Below are 18,983 nucleotides of genomic sequence, written 5' to 3'. Positions count from 1 at the left end.
GTGCGTCAATTGCCGGGTTCGGGCGGCACGGTGACCCGGGACGTGCGCCGCTCGCCGTCCAGGACCCGAAGCGCTCGCGCCAGCGTCGCGGCGTGCAGTTCGCGCTCACCCCGGCCGTGCATCAGCACGAGCGCGTCGCGCAGCTCGGCCGCCCTGCTCACGAGCGCCTGCGCCGCACGCAGTCCGCCGTAGGTGTCCTCGCGTCGGGCCGGGTTGATCCGGCCCAGCAGGTCGACCACGTCGAGATAACGGTCGATCAGCTCGCCCTCGGCGCGCGTGAGCGCGGGCAGCGGTGGAAGGTCCGGCACCATCTACGGCTCACCTCGCGTCCGGCGTGGTGGCGGAGGACTTGCGGCTCGGGACGATCGCGTCCGCGAGGCCGTAGTCCAGGGCGCCCTGCGCGTCCAGGATCTTGTCCCGCTCGATGTCCACGCTCACCTGCGCGGGGCTGCGCCCGGTGTGCCGGACGAGCATCTCCTCCAGGCGGGCCCGCACCCGGGTCAGTTCGGCGGCCTGGATGGCCAGATCGCTGGCCTGCCCCCGCACCGGCTCGCTCAGTGCGGGCTGGTGGATGACCACCCTGGCGCCCGGCAGCACGGAGCGCTTGCCCGGGGTGCCGGCGGCCAGCAGCACGGCAGCGGAGGAGCCGGCCTGCCCGAGGCACGTCGTCTCCACATCGCAACTGACGTACTGCATCGTGTCGTAGATCGCCGACATCGCGCTGAACGAGCCGCCGGGGGAGTTGATGTACAGCGAGATGTCCCGGTCCGGGTCCTGGTACTCGAGGTACATGAACTGCGCCATCAGATCGTTCGCCGAGATGTCGTCGATCCGGGTCCCGAGGAAGACGATCCGCTCCTCCAGCAGCTTCGAGTACGGATCCATCGTCTTGTGCCCGGAGCTCGTGCGCTCGTGGAACTCGGGCAGGACGTAACGGGCGGTGGGTCGGGCCATGGCGTACCCCTCCTCGCGACAAGTCTGTCTGTAAAAAATGTACAGGACGTACGTGACGTTATGATGGGGGTATGGCCTACGAGATTCCGGTGACGCAAGCCAGGGCTGAGCTCGCCGACCTGATCAACCGGGTGGTGTACGGCGGTGAGCGCGTCGTGGTCACACGGCATGGAAAGCCGCTGGTCGCCCTGGTCTCCGCGGCCGACCTCGAACAGCTGGAGGAGCTTCAGAAGCCCGTCGAGGAGCAGGTCGTCAGCGCGGTCTCGACCGTGCGGGAGGTCGCGTCCGCTCCCCGCGAACAGCAGCGGTTCGGTATCGCGGCGCATCACCGGGGGACCGGCGCCTCGTAGCGACGCGGGCGCCCCCGACCGCCGGGGCCGGGGGCGCGGAAGAGCGGGTTCGGTCAGCCGACGGAGGTGAGTTCGCGCTCGCCGGCAGGCGTGGTGCCCTTCGCCCGCGCCCTCAGTGCGTTCCCGAGGATCACGGCGCCCAGTCCCAGCGCGGCCCACCAGGTGAGGGTCAGGACGGGCCCGGTCGCCGTCGCGCCGTCGAAGAACGACACCGAGCGCAGCAGGGTCGCGCTCGCGCCCGGCGGCAGCCACTGGCCGATCGTGCCGACGGGGTCGGGCAGCAGCTGCGGAGCCGAGGCGGCACCCGAGAACGGGTTGCCGAGGAACATCACCACAAGTGCCACGGCGCCGATCCCCGCGTATCCGACGAGGGCGGCGAGTCCCGCCACGGCCGCGCTCACCGCCAGGCTCGACAGCGCGAACGTCCCGGCCTCCGCCCACCAGTTCCCGGTCAGGACGCCGAGCCAGCTGTGGGCCAGTGCGGCCCCGACGACGCCCACCAGTGCGGCGCTGACGACCAGCGCGGTCACCGCGCGGAATCCGCGCAGCCCGTGCAGCGTCACCATGGCGCCCGCGATGATCCCGGCGAGGGCCAGCGGCAGCACGGAGCTGCTCAAGGTCGCCCCCCTCGGGTCGGACGCCGGGGTGGGGACGACGTCCACCGTCCTCACCCCGGTGCCGCGCGCGGCGGCCTGTCGGCCCACGGCCTGCTGGAGGAGCTGGGCCACGACCGGGCTCGCGGCCGATGCCGTGAGCAGCTCCGGGCCCTGCGCGGTCACGACGACCGCGCCGTATACGGTCCGGTCCTCGATCGCCGTCCGCGCGGCCGCCTCGTCGGCGTAGTGATGGATCTCGAAGGCGCCCTCGTGCTGCCGCAGCTGTTTCTCCGTCTGCGCGGTCGCGGCGGCCGGCCCGGCCACGCCGAGCGGCAGGTCGCGGGGGGCGGTGCGGGCGGCGGGCCAGGCGAAGGCCCACAGCGCCAGGGCGGCGAGCAGTGGCACGAGGACGACGACCGCGGTCGTGCGACGGGTGGACATGAGGGTCCTCTCCGGGGCTCGGGGTCCCGTTAAAAAGAAGGATCGTTCGTTTTAGTCTCGGTCACCACCGTCCCGCCGTTGTCCCGCCTTGTCAAGAAGGAATGTTCGTTTTACTTTGGGCGTATGGCTCGTGTATCCCAGGCACACCTCGACGCCCGGCGCCGGCAGATCCTCGACGGCGCCGCGGTCTGCTTCGCCCGCAACGGCTTCCACGCCACGTCCATGCAGGACGTCCTGAAGGAAGCCGACCTCTCGGCCGGGGCCGTGTACCGGTACTTCACCGGCAAGGAGGAACTCATCGGCGCGATCGTCGGCGAGGTGCTCGGCCAGGTCCACGAGGGTTTCGAGGAGGCGACCCACAGCAGCCCGCCCCCGCCTCCGGACCTCCTCGTGGCGTCCGTGCTCAGCCGCGTCCTCGCCACCAAGGAGTCCCTGACCGTGGACGGGCGGCCGGCGTTCCCGCGGCTGGTCGTCCAGGTGTGGACCGAGACCTTCCGCAACGACGAGCTCGCGGCCCTCCTGCGCGAGGGCTACGGCGCCGTGCGCGAGACCTGGACGCGGATCGTCGGGGCGTACCAGGAGGCCGGAATCATGCGGCCGGACGTGCCCCCGGAGGACGTGGCCCGCACGATGATGGCGGCCGCGATGGGCTTCCTCGCCCAGCAGGCCCTGTTCGGGCCGACGCCCGCCGAGTCCCTGCGGGACGGTCTACGGGCGTTGATGAGTATGCGGGATCACAGCTTGGTTAACGTGCCTGAAACCGGATCCAACTAGCCTGCGGATCCACGCCACCAGGGACTTTGCCCCGGGGCAGCGGCAGCCGGGCCCCGCACGGTCCGGAGCGAGGACTGTGAGGTGGGACGTGCAACTGACCCCGCACGAGCAAGAGAGGCTGCTCATCCATGTGGCGGCCGACGTGGCCGAGAAGCGCCGGGCCCGCGGGCTCAGGCTCAACCACCCCGAGGCGGTCGCCCTCATCACGTCGCACATCCTCGAAGGCGCGCGTGACGGCCGTACCGTCGCCGAGCTCATGGCCTCCGGGCGCAAGCTGCTCACCCGGGACGACGTCATGGAGGGCATCCCCGAGATGATCCACGACGTCCAGGTCGAGGCGACCTTCCCGGACGGCACCAAGCTCGTCACCGTCCACGACCCGATCGTCTGAGGGGCCCCGATGATTCCCGGAGAGATCCTCTTCGCCGACGGGCCGATCGCCTACAACGAGGGCCGCGAGGTCACCTCGCTGACCGTCCTCAACGCCGCCGACCGGCCCGTCCAGGTCGGCTCCCACTACCACTTCGCCGAGGCCAACCCGGGCCTGGAGTTCGACCGCGGCGCCGCGCGCGGCAAGCGGCTGAACGTCGCCGCCGGCACCGCCGTGCGCTTCGAGCCCGGCATCCCGGTCGAGGTGGAACTCGTCCCGCTCACCGGCGCCCGCGTGGTGCCGGGGCTGCGCGGGGAGACCGGAGGTGCCCTCGATGCCTGAGATCTCTCGTGCCGCCTACGCCGACCTGTTCGGCCCGACCACCGGCGACCGCATCCGGCTCGCCGACACCGATCTGCTGATCGAGGTCGAGGAGGATCGTTCCGGCGGTCCCGGACTCGCCGGTGACGAGGCCGTGTTCGGCGGCGGCAAGGTCATCCGCGAGTCGATGGGCCAGTCACGTGCCACGCGCGCGGAAGGCACCCCGGACACCGTCATCACGGGCGCGGTCGTCGTCGACCACTGGGGCGTGGTGAAGGCCGACATCGGCATCCGCGACGGCCGGATCACCGGCATCGGCAAGGCGGGCAACCCCGACACCATGGACGGGGTCCACCCGGACCTGGTGATCGGCCCGGAGACCGAGATCATCGCGGGCAACGGCCGGATCCTGACCGCAGGCGCCGTCGACGCGCACGTTCACTTCATCTGCCCGCAGATCGCCGACGAGGCGCTGTCCGCGGGGGTGACCACCCTGGTCGGCGGCGGCACCGGCCCCGCCGAGGGCTCCAAGGCCACCACCGTCACCCCCGGCCCCTGGCACCTCGCCCGGATGCTGGAGGCGATGGAGCAGTACCCGCTCAACATCGGCTTCCTCGGCAAGGGCAACACCGTCTCGCACGAGGCGATGCTGTCGCAGATCCGCGGGGGAGCCCTCGGCCTGAAGCTGCACGAGGACTGGGGATCGACCCCCGCCGTCATAGACGCCTCGCTGACCGTCGCCGAGCGGACCGGCATCCAGGTCGCCATCCACACGGACACCCTCAACGAGGCCGGTTTCGTGGGCGACACACTCGCCGCGATCGCCGGGCGGGGCATTCACGCCTACCACACCGAGGGCGCGGGCGGCGGGCACGCTCCGGACATCATGACCGTGGTCTCCCAGCCGCATGTGCTGCCGAGCTCGACCAACCCCACCCGCCCCTTCACCGTCAACACCGCCGAGGAACACCTCGACATGCTGATGGTGTGCCACCACCTCAACGCGGCGGTGCCCGAGGACCTCGCCTTCGCCGAGTCCCGCATCCGGCCCACGACCATCGGCGCCGAGGACATCCTGCACGACCTGGGCGCCATCTCGATCATCTCCTCCGACGCCCAGGCCATGGGGCGCGTGGGCGAGGTCATCATGCGGACCTGGCAGACCGCGCACGTCATGAAGCGGCGCCGGGGTGCGCTGCCGGGGGACGGGCGCGCCGACAACCATCGCGTACGGCGCTATGTCGCCAAGTACACGATCAACCCCGCCGTCGCCCAGGGGCTCGCTCACGAGGTGGGCTCGGTGGAGACGGGCAAGCTGGCCGACCTGGTGCTGTGGGAGCCCGCGTTCTTCGGCGTCAAACCGCATCTGGTGATCAAGGGCGGGCAGATCGCCTACGCGCAGATGGGCGACGCGAACGCCTCGATCCCGACCCCGCAGCCGATCCTTCCCCGGCCGATGTACGGGGCGATCGGGCGGGCTCCCGCGTCCAACTCCTTCAACTTCGTGGCGCCCCTCGCCATCGAGGACGGGCTGCCGGAGCGGCTCCAGCTCGGAAAGCGGTTCGTGGCGATCGAGTCGACGCGCGGGGTCACCAAGGCCGACATGCGGGAGAATGACGCGCGGCCCGAGGTAAGGGTCGACCCCGACAGCTTCGCCGTACACATCGACGGGGAGCTGGTGGAGGCCACGCCGGCAGCCGAACTGCCCATGGCCCAGCGTTACTTCCTCTTCTGATGTCCAGGGCTGCACTTCTGGTCCTGGCCGACGGCCGCTTCCCCGCCGGAGGGCACGCACACTCCGGCGGGGCCGAGGCGGCCGTCAAGGCGGGGCGGATCACCGGGGCGGACAGTCTGGAGTCCTTCTGCCGGGGGCGGCTGCACACGGCCGGGCTGGTGTCCTCGGCGCTCGCCGCGTCGGCCGTGCTCGGCGTCGACCCGCGGCTGTTGGACGAGGCCGCGGACGCCCGCACGCCGTCCCCCGCACTGCGGACGGCCGCACGCAAGCTGGGCCGTCAGCTGATGCGGGCGGCCCGGGCGAGCTGGCCGTCGACCGAACTCGACGCCCTGGCAAGGGAATTCCCCAAGGGAGCACACCAGCCGGTGGTCCTGGGGCTGGCGGCCCGGGCGGCGGGCCTTGAGGCCGTGGACGCGGCGTACTGCGCGGCGTACGAGAGCGTGAGCGGGCCTTCGAGTGCGACGGTCCGGCTGCTGAGCCTCGATCCTTTTGACGCCACGGGCGTACTCGCCCGGTTGTCGCCAGAGCTGGACCGGATCGCGGATCGGGCGCTGGAGGCAGCGCGGAGGGTTGCCGACGAGGGCGTCGACGCATTGCCGTCGGCGTCGGCGCCGTTGCTGGAAATCGGAGCAGAGGCGCACGCGGCATGGCCAGTACGCCTGTTCGCGTCATAAGGGGGCTCCGGCAACCTACTCAGGGGCGCGGGGCTGCATCCATATGCGGCTCCGCCGCGTGGGCGCGACCAGCCCCCACGGACCCGCACCCGACCATGAACCCCCCCAGGAGCCGTACATGCATCTCGACCACCATCACGACACCCCCGCCGCTCTCAGCGCGGACGCCCACCGACCCGACGGCACCCGCAGAGCCCTCCGTATCGGCTTGGGCGGCCCCGTCGGCTCCGGCAAGACCGCCACCGTCGCCGCCCTCTGCCGGGCCCTGCGCGACGAACTGTCCCTGGCCGTCGTCACCAACGACATCTACACCCGTGAGGACGCCGAGTTCCTGCTCAGGGAAGCCGTGCTGCCCCCCGAGCGGATCACCGCGGTGGAGACCGGCGCCTGTCCGCACACCGCGATCCGGGACGACATCTCCGCCAACCTCGAAGCCGTCGAGGACCTGGAGGACGAGGTCGGCCCCCTGGATCTCATCCTCGTGGAGAGCGGCGGCGACAACCTCACCGCCACCTTCTCCAAGGGGCTCGTCGACGCGCAGATCTTCGTCATCGACGTGGCGGGAGGAGACGACATCCCGAGGAAGGGCGGCCCCGGCGTCACCACCGCCGACCTGCTCATCGTCAACAAGACCGACCTCGCTCCGTACGTCGGCTCCGACCTCGCGCGGATGGCCGCCGACGCCAAGGCCCAGCGGGCCGAACTGCCCGTCGTCCTCCAGTCGCTGCGCAGCGAGGCCGGGGTCACGGACGTCGCCGACTGGGTCCGGGCACAGCTCGCCGCGTGGACGCCATGACGGCGCCCGGAGCGGGAGTACGGGCCACCGCGCGGTTGGTCGCGCGGGACGACGGGCGCGGCGGTACGGCCCTGCCCGTGCTGGAGAGCGACGGGCCGCTGGCGCTGCGGCGGACCCGGGGGAGCGGCACCGAGGCGCGGGTCATGCTCGTCGGCGCGATGAGCGGACCCCTCGGCGGCGACCACTTCACCGTGGAGGCCGACATCCGGGAAGGCGCGCGACTGCGCCTCGGATCGGCCGCGGCCACCATCGCCCTGCCGGGGCAGACCAAGGGCGAGGCCCGCTACGACGTCAGGCTCACCGTCGCCGACGACGGCGAACTTCACTGGCTGCCCGAGCAGTTGATCTCCGCCGGTGGCAGCGATCTGTACGTCACCACGCGGATCGACCTCGGGGCGACGAGTCGGCTCGTGCTGCGCGAGGAGCAGGTCCTCGGGCGGGCGGGGGAGGAGCCGGGGAGGCTCAGCAGCCGGCTCGTGCTGCGCGTCGCGGGGCGCACCGTGCTCGATCAGGAGCTTGCCTGCGGGCCCGGGGCGCCGGGCGGCTGGGACGGACCGGCCGTGCTCGCGGGACATCGAGCCGTCGGTCAACTTCTCGTCGTACGACCGGAGTTCGCCGACAAGCCGGTGACGGCACAGATGCTCGGCGAGAGCGCCACCGTCGTACCGTTGGCAGGGCCCGCCGCGCTCGTCACCGCCGTGGCCCCGGACGCCCTGCTGTTGCGCCGGGTGCTGGACGAGGCGCTGGCAACCCTTAGCGCCTAGTCCGCCCAGCGAACGACCCCTTCCGTTTATCGGATTGGCAAAGAAGAGGTACTCCCCCTGTTCACAGAGTCTCCATAGCCAGGAGGATCCCCGTACGAATCGAAACGACGTACGGGGAGGGGTCCCTCTTGAGGGAGACGAGACCGAAGTGGCGGACGACCGCACTCGGTTCGGCCGGAGTACTCATCACGGCCACACTCATATCCGGTGCCGTCGCGGCACCCGCGTCCGGCGCCAACACGCAGGCCGGCGCGAGCCGGCACGGACAGGACCGTGCGTCCGTCGGTGCCGCGATCGCCGCCGCCCGTGCCGCGAAGGACGGCATCGACTGGGCCGACTGCCCCGCCGACTGGGGGATCGCGAAGCCGGTCCAGTGCGGCTGGGTCAGCGTGCCGCTGGACTACACCAAGCCGAACGGCAAGCAGATCAAGCTCGCCGTCGACCACATCGGCAACACCGGCACCAAGGCGGAGCGTCAGGGCGCCCTCGTCTACAACCCGGGCGGCCCCGGTGGCTCCGGCATGCGCTTCCCGCTCCGCGTCACCAGCAAGAACCCGATCTGGGCCAACGCGGCCAAGGCGTACGACTTCGTGGGCTTCGACCCGCGCGGTGTCGGCCACTCCGCGCCCATCTCCTGCATGGACCCGCAGGAGTTCGTGAAGGCGCCCAAGATGGACCCGGTGCCGGACTCCGAGGCCGACAAGCGCGCCCAGCGCAAGCTGGCCCGTGAGTACGCCGAGGGCTGCGCCGAGCGCACCGGCAAGGCGATGCTCGCGCAGATGACCACGCCCAACACCGTGCGCGACCTGGACGTCATCCGCGCCGCGCTCGGCGAGAAGAAGCTCAACTACCTGGGCGTCTCCTACGGCACCTACATCGGCGCCGTCTACGGCACCATGTACCCGAGCCATGTCCGCCGCATGGTCGTCGACAGCGTCGTCAACCCGTCCCGGGAGAAGATCTGGTACGAGGCCAACCTCGACCAGGACATCGCCTTCGAGGGCCGCTGGAAGGACTGGGAGGACTGGGTCGCCGCCAACGACGCCGCCTTCCACCTCGGCACCACCCGTGCCGCGGTCCAGGCGAAGTGGCTCGAACTGCGCGCCACCGCCAAGAAGAACCCCATCGGAGGGGTCGTCGGCCCGGCCGAACTGATCGGCTTCTTCCAGAGCGCCCCGTACTTCGACTCCTCGTGGGTGCCGGTCGCGACGGTCTTCGGCAAGTACGTCGCCGGTGACACCCAGGCGCTCGTCGACGCGGCCGCGCCGGACCTGTCGGACACCGCGGGCAACATCACCTCGGAGAACGGCAACGCCGTCTACACGGCCGTCGAGTGCACCGACGCCAAGTGGCCCACCAGCTGGAAGAAGTGGGACAAGGACAACACCGAGCTCAACAAGAACTACCCGTTCATGACCTGGGCCAACGCCTGGCTGAACCTGCCGTGCGCCACCTGGCCGGTCAAGCAGCAGACCCCGGTCGAGGTCCGCACCGGCAAGGGCCTGCCCGGCGTGCTCATCGTGCAGTCCGAGCGTGACGCGGCCACCCCGTACGACGGCGGCGTCGAACTGCACAAGCGCTTCAAGGGCTCCCGCCTGATCACCGAGAAGGACGCGGGCTCCCACGGCGTGACCGGTCTGGTCAACCCGTGCATCAACCCACGGGTGGACGCCTACCTGCTCACCGGCAAGCTGGACAAGGCCGACGTGACGTGCACCCCGCACGCCACGCCCAAGCCGTAGCACGTACCACGGGACAAGGCGGCCGGAGACACCGGCCGCCTTTTCTCATGCGCCGATTCTCATGCGCCGAGCGAGTCGAGATACGCGTCCTCCGCCGCGTAGTCGAAGAGGTCGCCGTAGGTCTGGAACATTTTCGGGTACGCCTCCCGCCAGTCCTGTCCGGCCAGTTGCCGCTCGATCCAGGCGACGGTCTCCGGCAGCCGGTCCGCGTACCGCGCCACCACCGGTCGGTACCCCAACTCCCGTTCGGCGGCGGACATGTCGAAGACGACCGGCACCGGCACCGACCACGGCGTGTCGCCCACGGTCGACGAGGGCGGTGGGCCGTCGATCAGCACGCTCTTGGTCTCGACGCCCATCACCGAGTCGATCGCGGCGGCGATCTCCGCCACCGTCGGGGCGTCCGGGTCCACGGCGTTGAGGGCCCTGCTGCCGGGCTTCGCCGCGGCCAGCCGGACAAGTTCGGCGATGTTGTGGACGTTCGCCGGGTGGAATCGGCTCATGCCGCCGTACGGCAGGAGACGCCGAGGCCGGCCGTCCAGGTTGCGCTTGACGAAGTACAGCTCGCGCGGCGTCCGGCAGTGCGGTCCGTGGATCGCTCCGGCACGCAGCAGTGTCGTGGGCAACCGGTCGCCCGCGGCGAGGAGTTCACGCTCCAGGCCGGCCTTGCGCGTGCTGTACGAGGCCTCACCGGGCGCGACGGTCCGCTGGTCCTCCGTCACCCCTACAGGGAACTCGGGGAAGCCCTCCGGCTCGCCCTGGGTGTCGAAGCTGCGGCCCTTGTCGTCCTCGTACACCGACACGCTGGAGATCACCACGGCCGAGCCCACCCGGTCGGCCAGCGACACCAACTGCCCTGCGTGTGCGGGTCCGTAGGCGACCATGTCCACCAGGACCTCGCAGCCGTCGCCCACCGCGGCGGCCAGGGCCGAGTCGTCCGCCCGGTCGGCCCGCGCGGTACGCACCCGCGCGGGCCAGCTCTCGTCCCGTCCGCCGCCCCGGGAGACGGCCGTCACCTCCCAGCCGTCCCGGGCCAGCGCGCCCACGGCCACCCGCCCGATCTGTCCCGTCGCTCCGATCACCACAGCACGTCGTGTCATGCAGCGACCGTACGGCGGTCAACTCCGGTTCCTCCAGGGGGTTCTGCCGACGGCAGACCTCAGCTCAGCGGAATCCGGGGGAACTTGCGCTCCTTCTCCTTGCGCGCGGCGGCCTCCTCCGCCTTCACCACGGCCGCGTACTGGTCGACGTACTCCTGGTCGGACAGCTTCAGGATGGCGTACATGATCTCGTCGGTGATGGCCCGCAGGATCGCCTTCTCGTTCTCCATCCCCGCGTAGCGGGAGAAGTCCAGCGGCTTGCCGAAGCGGATCACCACCGGGTGGATGTTGGGGATGACCTTGCCGGGCGGCTGCGCCTCGAAGGTGCCGATCATCGCGCAGGGGATCACCGGCACCTGGGCCCTGAGCGCCATCACCGCGACGCCGACCTTGCCCTTGTAGAGGCGGCCGTCGTGGGAGCGGGTGCCCTCCGGGTAGATGCCGAGAAGTTCGTCCTTGCGCAGGACGCCGAGACCCTCGCGGATGGCGGCCTGGCCCGCTTCCTTGCCGGAGCGGTCGACCGGGATCTGTCCGGCGCTGCGGAAGAAGAAGGCGGTCAGCCGGCCCTTGATGCCGGGCCCGGTGAAGTACTCGGCCTTCGCCAGGAAGGTGATGCGCCGCTTGAGCACCGCGGGCATCAGGAAGTGGTCGGAGAAGGACAGGTGGTTGCCGGCGACGATGGCCGCACCCGACTCCGGGATGTGCTCGAGGCCCTCTATTCGAGGCCGGAAGACCAGTCTCAGCAACGGCCCCAACAGCACGTATTTGAGCAGGTAGTAGAACAAGAGGGGGCGCTCCTCGGTCGGGCGGACGGCTCAACTCCGCGTTCTGGCTGGTCAACCGGCGTGAGGCGGGGCTGTCAGTGTAGGCGCAGGGCACGACGGCCGGAACAGGGCCGAACGCCGGACCAGCTTGGTGCCGGCGGGCGGAGCGCGGCAACCCGGCCAGGCGCTGTGGCGTGAACCGCGGGGATGGTCGGCCAACGGGCCGCTCTTGATTCCCGGGCGGGATCGTGTCGCGTTCACAACCGTACGATGACCAGCGCCGTGTCGTCCGTGGCGCCGCCGGGCGGGAGCAGCTCCAGCAGGACCGCGTCGGCGAGGGTCTCGGGGTCGTCCTCGCGGTGCCGGGCGAGGGAGTCGGCGAGCCGGGCGAGCCCGGTGTCGATGTCCTCGCGGCGCCGCTCCACCAGGCCGTCGGTGTAGAGGGCGAGGGTGGCGCCGCTGGTGAAGGTGGTCGCGGCCTGCACCCGGGGGATCGGGTCGGGAAAGGCGTCGAGCGGCGGGTCGGTCGCCTTGTCCAGGCACTCCACCCGGCCGTCGGGGTGCACCAGCATCGGCGGTGGATGCCCGGCGCTGCTGTAGGTGAGGGTGCCGTGGTCGAGGTCGATGAACGTGGTGACCGCGGTCGCCGACTCGGCGCCGTCCACGACGTGGGCGTACCGGCCCAGCACGTCCAGGGCCTCGGCCGGGCCCCCGGCCACTCGGGATGCGGCGCTCAGGGCGCTGCGCAGCTGGCCCATCACCCCGGCGGCCGCGAGCCCGTGGCCCACCACGTCACCGACCGAGACACCGACGCGGTGGCCGCCCACCAGGTCGACGAGGTCGTACCAGTCCCCGCACACGTTCAGCGTGCCGACCGCGGGCCGGTAGCGCACGGCGGCCCTGTCGTGCAACGACTGCCGGCCGGCGGGCAGCATGGCCTCCTGGAGCGTCAACGCGACCTCGCGGTCACGGGCGTGGGCCCGCCGCAACCGTTCGTTGACCTCCTGGAGTTCACGGGCACGGGTGTACAGCTCGGCCTCCAGGACCCGGTTCCGGTCGGCGCTCGGGCCGCCGCGGGCCCGGATCAGCTCGGTGACCTCCTCGACCCGGTGCACAAGCATCTCGACCTTGCCGTCCGCGCCGAGCAGGGGGGCGTTGCAGGGGCTCCAGTACCGCTCCTCCCACTCCCCGGGCCGGCCGGGCACCTCGACGTCGTACCGCTGAAGGGCCATGGAGTCGCGCTCTCCCGTCTCCAGCACCCGGCGCAGGGAGGCGGCCAGATTGCGCATACCGGTCGCCGCGGGGTCGTTCGGGTTGTCCGGGAAGACGTCGAAGAGATAGCGGCCCACGAGCTCCTCGCGCCGGCGCCCGGACATCCGCAGGAACTCCGCGTTGACGTCCGCGTACACCAGGTCGGGCGTGAGCAGCGCGACCATGCCGGGCAGCGCCTGGAACACGGCCGAGTAGTCGATGGCGTCGGTGTCGCCGATTCTGTCGCTCATGGCTGCCGCCTCACCGCCTGGATCGCACCATTTTCCCACGGTATGCACGGGCCGGAGGTCAGTCCGGTGGTTCCTCGAGGGACTGCTCGGCCCAGATGATCTTTCCTTCGGGTGCGAACCGGGTGCCCCAGCGCTGGGCGAACTGGGAGACCAGCAGCAGCCCCCGGCCGCCCTCGTCCGTGGTGCGGGGGTGGCGCAGATGGGGCGCGGTGTCGCCGCTGTCGAACACCTCGCAGACCAGGGACCGCTCCCGGATCAGCCGGAGCCGGATCGGGCCGACCGCGTACCGGATGGCGTTGGTGACCAGTTCGCTGACGACCAGTTCGGTGGTGAAGGCGAACTCCTCCAGGCCCCACTCCGTCAGCTGCCGGGACGCCGTCTTGCGGGCCTCGGCGACCAGGGCCGGATCGACGGGCACGTCCCAGTCCGCGACCTGGTCGGGCCCCAGCAGCCGGGTACGGGCCATGAGCAGGGCCACGTCGTCGTGCGGCCGGTCGGGGGCCAGGGCGTCGACCACGGCCCGGCAGTGCAGGTCGAGCGTGGGCTCGGGCCTCTCCAGGGCCTGACGCAGCCGGTCCCGGCCCGCGTCCACGGCCCACTCCTCGCCGTGGGCGAGCAGCCCGTCGGTGTGCAGTGCGAGCGTGCTGCCCGCCGCCAGGGCCAGTTCGACCGACTCGAAGGGGGGACCGCCGACGCCGAGCGACGCCCCCTGCGGAAGGTCCACGAAGGCGACCGTGCCGTCGGGAAGGATCACGGCGGGCGCGGGATGGCCGGCGGCGGCCATCGTGCACTGCCCGTCGACCGGGTCGTAGACGACGTACACACATCCGGCGCCCTGGGCGCTGTCGGTGTCCTCGGTCCCCGGCCCGACACCCTCCTCGCGCGCCGTCCGGGCGACCAGGTCGTCGAGGTGACCCAGCACCTCCTCGGGCGGCAGATCCAGCGCCGCCAGCGTCCGTACGGCGGTCCGCAGCCGGCCCATCGAGGCGGCGGCGCCGATGCCGTGCCCGGGTACCTCGCCGACCACGAGGGCGACCCGCGCGCCGGAGAGCTGGATGAGGTCGTACCAGTCGCCGCCCAGACCCGTCAGCTCGTCGGCGGGCCGATAGCAGGCGGTCACCTCCACGGCGCCCTGCTCGGGCAGCCGGTGGGGCAGCAGACTGCGCTGCAGGACCAGCGCGGCCTCGCGCTCGCGGGTGTAGCGCCGGGCGTTGTCGACGCAGACGGCCGCCCGCGAGACGAGATCCTCCGCGAGGTTCAGGTCGTCCGCGTCGAAGGGTTCCTGGCGGCTCCGGCGGAAGAACGTGGTGACGCCCAGGGTGACGCCCCGGGCGCGGATCGGCACCACCAGCACGCTGTGCAGGCCCAGATCCAGAAAGGTGGCCTGCCGCCCGCCGGGGATGTGGGTCGCCCACTCCGCGGCCAGCGGGTCCAGGCGCTCCTCCCGCCAGGGCTCGCCCGAGTCGAGACAGCGCAGCGGGGGCGACCCGGGCCGGTAGGAGGCCACCTCACCGACCTCGACGACGGCCTCCGGAAGACCCTCGTTCACCGACTGCTGCCCGGCCCGCAGCAGCGGCACATGCGTGGTGGGCTCCGCTCCCCGCAGCACCGACTCCAGCAGGTCCACGGTGACGTAGTCGGCCAGCGCGGGTACGGCCACGTCGGCCAGCTCCTGCGCGGTGCGCCGGATGTCCAGACTGCGGCCGATGCACTCGCCGGCCCGGTCGAGCAGGGCGAGGCGCTGCCGGGCCCGGTGCCGGTCGGTGATGTCGACGACCGTGTAGTAGATGCCGATCGGGTGACCCCGGTCGTCGTCGATCCGGGTGAACGACATCGTGTGCGCGGTCTCGCGGTGCGGGGCGGAGCGGACCCGGCCGACGTGCTCGTACTCCACCACCGGTTCACCGGTCTCCAGTACGCGCCGCATCTGCGCCTCTATCGCCTGGGCGTCCAGGCCCGGCTGGATCTCCGCGAACCGCAGTCCCAGCCGTTGCTGGGCCGGGGCGCTGCCGAACTGTTCCAGGGCCGGGTTGGACCACACGCAGCGCAGGTCCGTGTCCACGATCGCGATGCCGATGGGCGAGCGGGTGACCATCTGCTCCAGTACCTGGCGGCTCATGTCCCAGCCGGGGGCCTCCGCCATCTCGGACAGCAGCACCAGCCAGCGTTCCGAGGTGTCGGAGTCGTCGGCCACCGTGATCCGGACCATGACCGGGACCGGCCGGCCGTGCTTGTGCAGGGCGGTCAGCAGCCCCGCCCAGCTGCCGTCGGTCCGGCAGCGCGCGGTGATCTCCGGCAGCCGGCGGGCGTCCTCGGGGGCGAGAAGGGCTGCGACGCTCTGGCCCACGGCTTCGGTGGCGGGATAGTCCAGCAGGCGCTCGGCGTCCTTGGTCCAGCCGGTCACTATGCCGTGGGCGTCGAGCAGCAGGGGCGCGGCATCGGCCACGTCGAACCGGTGCCGCGCGGTGTCGTGCTCCTCCTGAGCGCCCACGGCCGACCTCTCTGTCGCTGAGAGTGGTCTATCACCTCTTCGTCACATCTTCACCCGGTCTGGTGGAGTGCGCGGCCGGGGAGGGGGTTCTGGTGTAGGTCAGCGCCTGAGTACCTTTGCCAGTACTCCCAGCGCCGATCGCAGTTCCTCCGCCGTGATCGTCAGCGGTGGCGCCAGCCTGATCGTCGAGCCGTGGGTGTCCTTGACCAGGACGCCCTCGTCCATCAGCAGCTTGCTGACCTCGCGGCCCGTGCCGAGGGACGGGTCGATGTCGACACCGGCCCACAGGCCCCGTGCGCGGAAGCCGACGACACCCTTGCCGACCAGGTCCGCCAGGCCGTCCCGCAGGACGGTGCCGAGGTCGGCCGCCCGGCGCTGGAACTCGCCCGTTTCCAGAAGCTCGACCACCGCCGTGCCCACCGCCGCCGCGAGCGGGTTGCCGCCGAACGTCGAACCGTGTTCGCCCGGGCGCAGTACGCCGAGGACGTCACGGCGGGCGACCACCGCGGAGACCGGGACGATGCCGCCGCCCAGTGCCTTGCCCAGGAGCAGGACGTCCGGGACGACTCCCTCGTGCTCGACGGCGAGGGTGCGGCCCGTGCGGCCGAGGCCCGACTGGATCTCGTCCGCGATGAAGAGACAGCCCGTGCGGCGGGTCAGCTCGCGGACGCCGGTCAGGTAGCCGTCGTCCGGGATGACCACGCCCGCCTCGCCCTGGATGGGTTCGAGGAGCACCGCGGCCGTGGTCTCGTCGACCGCCGCCTCCAGCGCCGCCAGGTCGTTGTACGGCACGATCCGGAAGCCCGGCGTGAAGGGACCGAAGCCCGCCCTGGCCGTCTCGTCCGTGGAGAACGACACGATCGTCGTCGTACGGCCGTGGAAGTTCTCCGCCGCCACCACGATCGTGGCCCGGTCGGCCGGGACGCCTTTGACCTCGTACGCCCACTTGCGGGCCACCTTGATGCCGCTCTCCACCGCCTCCGCGCCGGTGTTCATCGGCAGCACCATGTCCAGGCCGGTCAGCTCGGCCAGGCGCTCCGCGAACTCGGCGAGCCGGTCGTTGTGGAAGGCCCTGGACGTCAGCGTCAGCCGGTCCAGCTGCCGGTGTGCCGCCTCGATCAGCGCCGGATGGCGGTGGCCGAAGTTGAGGGCGGAGTAGCCGGCCAGCATGTCGAGGTAGCGGCGGCCCTCCACGTCCTGCACCCAGCTGCCCTCGGCACGGGCGACGACCACGGGCAGCGGGTGGTAGTTGTGCGCGAGGACCGGCTCCTCGGCACGGATGAGATCGGCGGAGGAACGCGTGCTTACGGGTGCGGTCATGAGCGGATCTCCTGGGTGCAGCACTTGATGCCGCCGCCGGCCTTGTGGAACTCGGAGAGGTCGACGGGGACGGGGACATAGCCGTGGTCGTCGAGGCGCACGGCGAGGGCCTCGGCCTGCGGGGCGATGAAGACGTGCCGGCCGTCGGACACGGAGTTCAGACCGAACGCCATCGCGTCGTCACGGGTCGCGAGCACCGCGTCCGGGTACAGCTGGGCGAGTACCGCGCGACTGCCCGGCGAAAAGGCCTCCGGGTAGTACACGATGTTGTTCCCGCTCTCGGAGTCGTCGAGGACGAACAGCGCGGTGTCCAGGTGGTAGAAGTGCGGGTCCACCAGGGTCAGGCTGATCACCGGGTGGCCGAAGAACTCCTGCACCTCGCGGTGCGCCTCCCGGGTCGTGCGGAACCCGGTTCCGGCCAGCACGTACCGGCCCGTCCAGACGAGATCGCCCTCGCCCTCGCAGACCGCGGCGGGACGGTGGACGTCATAGCCCGCCGTCTTGAACCACAGGTCGTAGTGCGTGGACTCGGGGCGCCGCTGGGGCGCGTGGAAGAGGGAGCCGAAGACGCGGCCGCCGACGACGACCGCCGAGTTCGCGGCGAAGACCATGTCCGGGAGACCGGGGACCGGCTCCACGGCTGCGACGTCGTGACCGTGGGCCTCATAGGCGCGGATCAGGGTCCGCCACTGGTCCTGCGCCAGGTCCACGTCGACATGGGTGTCGGGATGCATCCAGGGATTGATCGCGTACTGCACGGCGAAGTGTCTGGGTTCGCAGACGAGGAAACGCCGTCGGCGCGGCACACGGGAGTCGGTCACAGAGGGGTTCCTCCGCTTCCTGCGGTGTCTACTGAGGGTTGACACCAAGGTAGAAAACGGGCGGCAGTCGCGACAAGCAACAAGAATTGCGTGTCTGTGCAGGAATGCTGCGTGTTCGTCCGGTGAAACGCACGCTTGGTGCGTTTAGCGGCTACGCCTCCGGTGCAGGCTGGCTCGCCCCCGCCTCGGGGCTTTCCGGGATCAGATGGGACAGCACCATCACGCTGATCGTCTTCCGGATGAACGGCTCCACGCGGATGCGTTCCAGCACCTCCTCGAAGTGCTCCACGTCCCGCGCCCGTACATGCAGCAGGGCGTCCGCGCCGCCGGTCACCGTCATCGCCGCGGTGATCTCCGGATGGTTGCGGACCACCTCCGCGAGCCGCCGCGGCGGGGCCGCGCCCTCGCAGTACACCTCGACGTACGCCTCGGTACGCCAGCCCAGCGCCGACGGCTCCACCGTGGCCGTGAACCCGGTGATGACCCCGGTCTCGCGCAGCCGGTCCACCCGCCGCTTCACCGCCGTGGACGACAGCCCGATCGCCGAACCGATCTCCGCGAAGGACGTCCGCGCGTTCGCCATCAGCGCGGTGATGATCTTCCGGTCCAGCTCGTCGAAGGCGACGGTCCTGCTGCTCATGTCGGCACTGTATCCAGCGCGGGCGTCCACACCTCCGCACGTGTCCAGTCCTACGAATTACTCCTACACTCCGGGTTCATGCTGCGCGCCCTGGCTGTCGACGACGAACGCCCCTCGCTGGAGGAACTGCTCTATCTCCTGAGCGCCGACCCCCGGATCGGCAGTGTGGAGGGCGCCGGTGACGCCACCGAGGCGCTGCGCCGCATCAACCGCGCTCTGGAGTCGGGACCCGGCGGGCCCGAGGCGATCGACGTCGTCTTCCTCGACATCAACATGCCCGGCCTCGACGGCCTCGACCTCGCCCGGCTGCTGACCGGGTTCGCCACCCCGCCGCTCGTCGTGTTCGTCACCGCCCACGAGGACTTCGCCGTCCAGGCCTTCGACCTCAAGGCCGTCGACTACGTGCTCAAACCGGTGCGCAAGGAACGCCTCGCGGAGGCCGTCCGCCGCGCCGCCGAACGCCTCGGCAGCGCGCCCCGGATCCCCGTGCACGAACCCGACCCCGACCACATACCCGTCGAACTCGGCGGGGTGACCCGGTTCGTCGCCGTCGACGACATCACCCACGTCGAGGCCCAGGGCGACTACGCCCGCCTCCACACCGACAAGGGCAGCCACCTCGTCCGGATCCCGCTGTCCACCCTGGAGGACCGCTGGCGCTACCGAGGCTTCGTCCGCATCCACCGCCGCCACCTGGTCGCCCTGCGCCACGTCGGCGAACTCCGCCTGGACGCGGGCACGGTGAGCGTCGTCGTCGGCGGTGAGGAACTCCAGGTCAGCCGTCGCCACACGCGTGAGCTGCGGGACCTGCTGATGAGGAGGCCGTAG

General features: G+C 71.2%; 20 protein-coding genes. 10 read left to right on the top strand and 10 right to left on the bottom strand.

What is annotated here, in order from left to right:
* Positions 1 to 5: 5 nt before the first annotated feature.
* A complete protein-coding gene (locus AQJ46_RS24425) occupies positions 6 to 311 on the bottom strand; it encodes a hypothetical protein (RefSeq protein WP_059207616.1) in 306 nt (101 codons plus the stop codon).
* Between the two features lie 7 nt (positions 312 to 318).
* On the bottom strand, positions 319 to 954 hold the full coding sequence (locus AQJ46_RS24420; protein ID WP_059207615.1) for an ATP-dependent Clp protease proteolytic subunit: 636 nt from the start codon (positions 952 to 954) through the stop codon (positions 319 to 321).
* Positions 955 to 1,025: 71 nt separating this feature from the next.
* Here AQJ46_RS24420 and AQJ46_RS24415 point away from each other — a divergent pair, with 71 nt between their 5' ends.
* Complete coding sequence (locus tag AQJ46_RS24415; protein WP_059207614.1) at positions 1,026 to 1,304, top strand: type II toxin-antitoxin system Phd/YefM family antitoxin; 279 nt, start codon at positions 1,026 to 1,028, stop codon at positions 1,302 to 1,304.
* A gap of 53 nt (positions 1,305 to 1,357) precedes the next feature.
* Here AQJ46_RS24415 and AQJ46_RS24410 read toward each other — a convergent pair whose 3' ends face one another.
* Positions 1,358 to 2,341 (bottom strand): ABC transporter permease, encoded by a 984-nt coding sequence (locus tag AQJ46_RS24410; RefSeq protein WP_059207613.1) that lies wholly within the window; start codon positions 2,339 to 2,341, stop codon positions 1,358 to 1,360.
* A 123-nt stretch (positions 2,342 to 2,464) separates the two neighbouring features.
* Here AQJ46_RS24410 and AQJ46_RS24405 point away from each other — a divergent pair, with 123 nt between their 5' ends.
* The 8 genes from AQJ46_RS24405 to AQJ46_RS24370 all read left to right on the top strand — a co-directional run bounded on the left by AQJ46_RS24405 (position 2,465) and on the right by AQJ46_RS24370 (position 9,517).
* On the top strand, positions 2,465 to 3,115 hold the full coding sequence (locus AQJ46_RS24405; RefSeq protein ID WP_059207612.1) for a TetR/AcrR family transcriptional regulator: 651 nt from the start codon (positions 2,465 to 2,467) through the stop codon (positions 3,113 to 3,115).
* A gap of 88 nt (positions 3,116 to 3,203) precedes the next feature.
* Complete coding sequence (locus AQJ46_RS24400; RefSeq protein ID WP_037782101.1) at positions 3,204 to 3,506, top strand: urease subunit gamma; 303 nt, start codon at positions 3,204 to 3,206, stop codon at positions 3,504 to 3,506.
* Positions 3,507 to 3,515: 9 nt separating this feature from the next.
* Positions 3,516 to 3,827 carry an urease subunit beta gene (locus AQJ46_RS24395; RefSeq protein WP_059207611.1) on the top strand — a complete coding sequence of 104 codons (312 nt, stop codon included), beginning with the start codon at positions 3,516 to 3,518 and terminating at the stop codon, positions 3,825 to 3,827.
* Positions 3,820 to 5,541, top strand: coding sequence for an urease subunit alpha (locus tag AQJ46_RS24390; protein WP_059207610.1), 1,722 nt, complete (start codon positions 3,820 to 3,822; stop codon positions 5,539 to 5,541). The genes AQJ46_RS24395 and AQJ46_RS24390 overlap by 8 nt, the downstream gene beginning before the upstream one ends.
* Positions 5,541 to 6,215, top strand: coding sequence for an urease accessory protein UreF (locus AQJ46_RS24385; protein WP_059207609.1), 675 nt, complete (start codon positions 5,541 to 5,543; stop codon positions 6,213 to 6,215). The genes AQJ46_RS24390 and AQJ46_RS24385 overlap by 1 nt, the downstream gene beginning before the upstream one ends.
* A gap of 118 nt (positions 6,216 to 6,333) precedes the next feature.
* Positions 6,334 to 7,011, top strand: coding sequence for an urease accessory protein UreG (gene ureG, locus AQJ46_RS24380; protein WP_059207608.1), 678 nt, complete (start codon positions 6,334 to 6,336; stop codon positions 7,009 to 7,011).
* Positions 7,008 to 7,775 (top strand): urease accessory protein UreD, encoded by a 768-nt coding sequence (locus AQJ46_RS24375; protein WP_059207723.1) that lies wholly within the window; start codon positions 7,008 to 7,010, stop codon positions 7,773 to 7,775. Before ureG ends, AQJ46_RS24375 begins: the two co-directional genes overlap by 4 nt.
* Before the next feature lie 128 nt (positions 7,776 to 7,903).
* Positions 7,904 to 9,517, top strand: a complete 1,614-nt coding sequence (locus tag AQJ46_RS24370; protein ID WP_059207607.1) for an alpha/beta hydrolase — start codon at positions 7,904 to 7,906, stop codon at positions 9,515 to 9,517.
* Between the two features lie 59 nt (positions 9,518 to 9,576).
* On the opposite strand, the gene AQJ46_RS24365 is transcribed toward AQJ46_RS24370, so the two are convergent.
* From AQJ46_RS24365 to AQJ46_RS24335, 7 genes are all read right to left on the bottom strand, one after another.
* On the bottom strand, positions 9,577 to 10,602 hold the full coding sequence (locus AQJ46_RS24365) for an NAD-dependent epimerase/dehydratase family protein (protein ID WP_059207606.1): 1,026 nt from the start codon (positions 10,600 to 10,602) through the stop codon (positions 9,577 to 9,579).
* Positions 10,603 to 10,676: 74 nt separating this feature from the next.
* On the bottom strand, positions 10,677 to 11,402 hold the full coding sequence (locus tag AQJ46_RS24360) for a lysophospholipid acyltransferase family protein (RefSeq protein ID WP_059207605.1): 726 nt from the start codon (positions 11,400 to 11,402) through the stop codon (positions 10,677 to 10,679).
* A 236-nt stretch (positions 11,403 to 11,638) separates the two neighbouring features.
* A complete protein-coding gene (locus tag AQJ46_RS24355) occupies positions 11,639 to 12,883 on the bottom strand; it encodes a PP2C family protein-serine/threonine phosphatase (protein WP_059207604.1) in 1,245 nt (414 codons plus the stop codon).
* A gap of 58 nt (positions 12,884 to 12,941) precedes the next feature.
* A complete protein-coding gene (locus AQJ46_RS24350; protein ID WP_059207603.1) occupies positions 12,942 to 15,374 on the bottom strand; it encodes a SpoIIE family protein phosphatase in 2,433 nt (810 codons plus the stop codon).
* A gap of 99 nt (positions 15,375 to 15,473) precedes the next feature.
* A complete protein-coding gene (gene rocD / locus AQJ46_RS24345; RefSeq protein ID WP_059207602.1) occupies positions 15,474 to 16,694 on the bottom strand; it encodes an ornithine--oxo-acid transaminase in 1,221 nt (406 codons plus the stop codon).
* On the bottom strand, positions 16,691 to 17,515 hold the full coding sequence (gene ddaH, locus AQJ46_RS24340; RefSeq protein WP_057610620.1) for a dimethylargininase: 825 nt from the start codon (positions 17,513 to 17,515) through the stop codon (positions 16,691 to 16,693). Before ddaH ends, rocD begins: the two co-directional genes overlap by 4 nt.
* A 151-nt stretch (positions 17,516 to 17,666) precedes the next feature.
* Positions 17,667 to 18,155 (bottom strand): Lrp/AsnC family transcriptional regulator, encoded by a 489-nt coding sequence (locus AQJ46_RS24335; RefSeq protein WP_057610621.1) that lies wholly within the window; start codon positions 18,153 to 18,155, stop codon positions 17,667 to 17,669.
* 78 nt (positions 18,156 to 18,233) lie between these two features.
* Between AQJ46_RS24335 and AQJ46_RS24330 the strand changes: the two genes are divergently transcribed.
* A complete protein-coding gene (locus AQJ46_RS24330) occupies positions 18,234 to 18,983 on the top strand; it encodes a LytR/AlgR family response regulator transcription factor (protein WP_057610622.1) in 750 nt (249 codons plus the stop codon).

The sequence above is a fragment of the Streptomyces canus genome, assembly GCF_001514145.1.
In the GTDB taxonomy this organism is placed as follows: Bacteria; Actinomycetota; Actinomycetes; order Streptomycetales; family Streptomycetaceae; genus Streptomyces; species Streptomyces canus.
This window is presented reverse-complemented; position numbering and strand designations above follow the sequence as displayed.

Excerpts from the sequence above, each read along its gene's own strand:
- AQJ46_RS24425 (WP_059207616.1), bottom strand. The coding sequence starts at position 311 with ATGGTGCCGGACCTTCCACCGCTGCCCGCGCTCACGCGCGCCGAGGGC.
- AQJ46_RS24420 (WP_059207615.1), bottom strand. The coding sequence starts at position 954 with ATGGCCCGACCCACCGCCCGTTACGTCCTGCCCGAGTTCCACGAGCGC.
- AQJ46_RS24415 (WP_059207614.1), top strand. The coding sequence starts at position 1,026 with ATGGCCTACGAGATTCCGGTGACGCAAGCCAGGGCTGAGCTCGCCGAC.
- AQJ46_RS24410 (WP_059207613.1), bottom strand. The coding sequence starts at position 2,341 with ATGTCCACCCGTCGCACGACCGCGGTCGTCGTCCTCGTGCCACTGCTC.
- AQJ46_RS24405 (WP_059207612.1), top strand. The coding sequence starts at position 2,465 with ATGGCTCGTGTATCCCAGGCACACCTCGACGCCCGGCGCCGGCAGATC.
- AQJ46_RS24395 (WP_059207611.1), top strand. The coding sequence starts at position 3,516 with ATGATTCCCGGAGAGATCCTCTTCGCCGACGGGCCGATCGCCTACAAC.
- AQJ46_RS24390 (WP_059207610.1), top strand. The coding sequence starts at position 3,820 with ATGCCTGAGATCTCTCGTGCCGCCTACGCCGACCTGTTCGGCCCGACC.
- AQJ46_RS24385 (WP_059207609.1), top strand. The coding sequence starts at position 5,541 with ATGTCCAGGGCTGCACTTCTGGTCCTGGCCGACGGCCGCTTCCCCGCC.
- ureG (WP_059207608.1), top strand. The coding sequence starts at position 6,334 with ATGCATCTCGACCACCATCACGACACCCCCGCCGCTCTCAGCGCGGAC.
- AQJ46_RS24375 (WP_059207723.1), top strand. The coding sequence starts at position 7,008 with ATGACGGCGCCCGGAGCGGGAGTACGGGCCACCGCGCGGTTGGTCGCG.
- AQJ46_RS24355 (WP_059207604.1), bottom strand. The coding sequence starts at position 12,883 with ATGAGCGACAGAATCGGCGACACCGACGCCATCGACTACTCGGCCGTG.
- rocD (WP_059207602.1), bottom strand. The coding sequence starts at position 16,694 with ATGACCGCACCCGTAAGCACGCGTTCCTCCGCCGATCTCATCCGTGCC.
- AQJ46_RS24335 (WP_057610621.1), bottom strand. The coding sequence starts at position 18,155 with ATGAGCAGCAGGACCGTCGCCTTCGACGAGCTGGACCGGAAGATCATC.
- AQJ46_RS24330 (WP_057610622.1), top strand. The coding sequence starts at position 18,234 with ATGCTGCGCGCCCTGGCTGTCGACGACGAACGCCCCTCGCTGGAGGAA.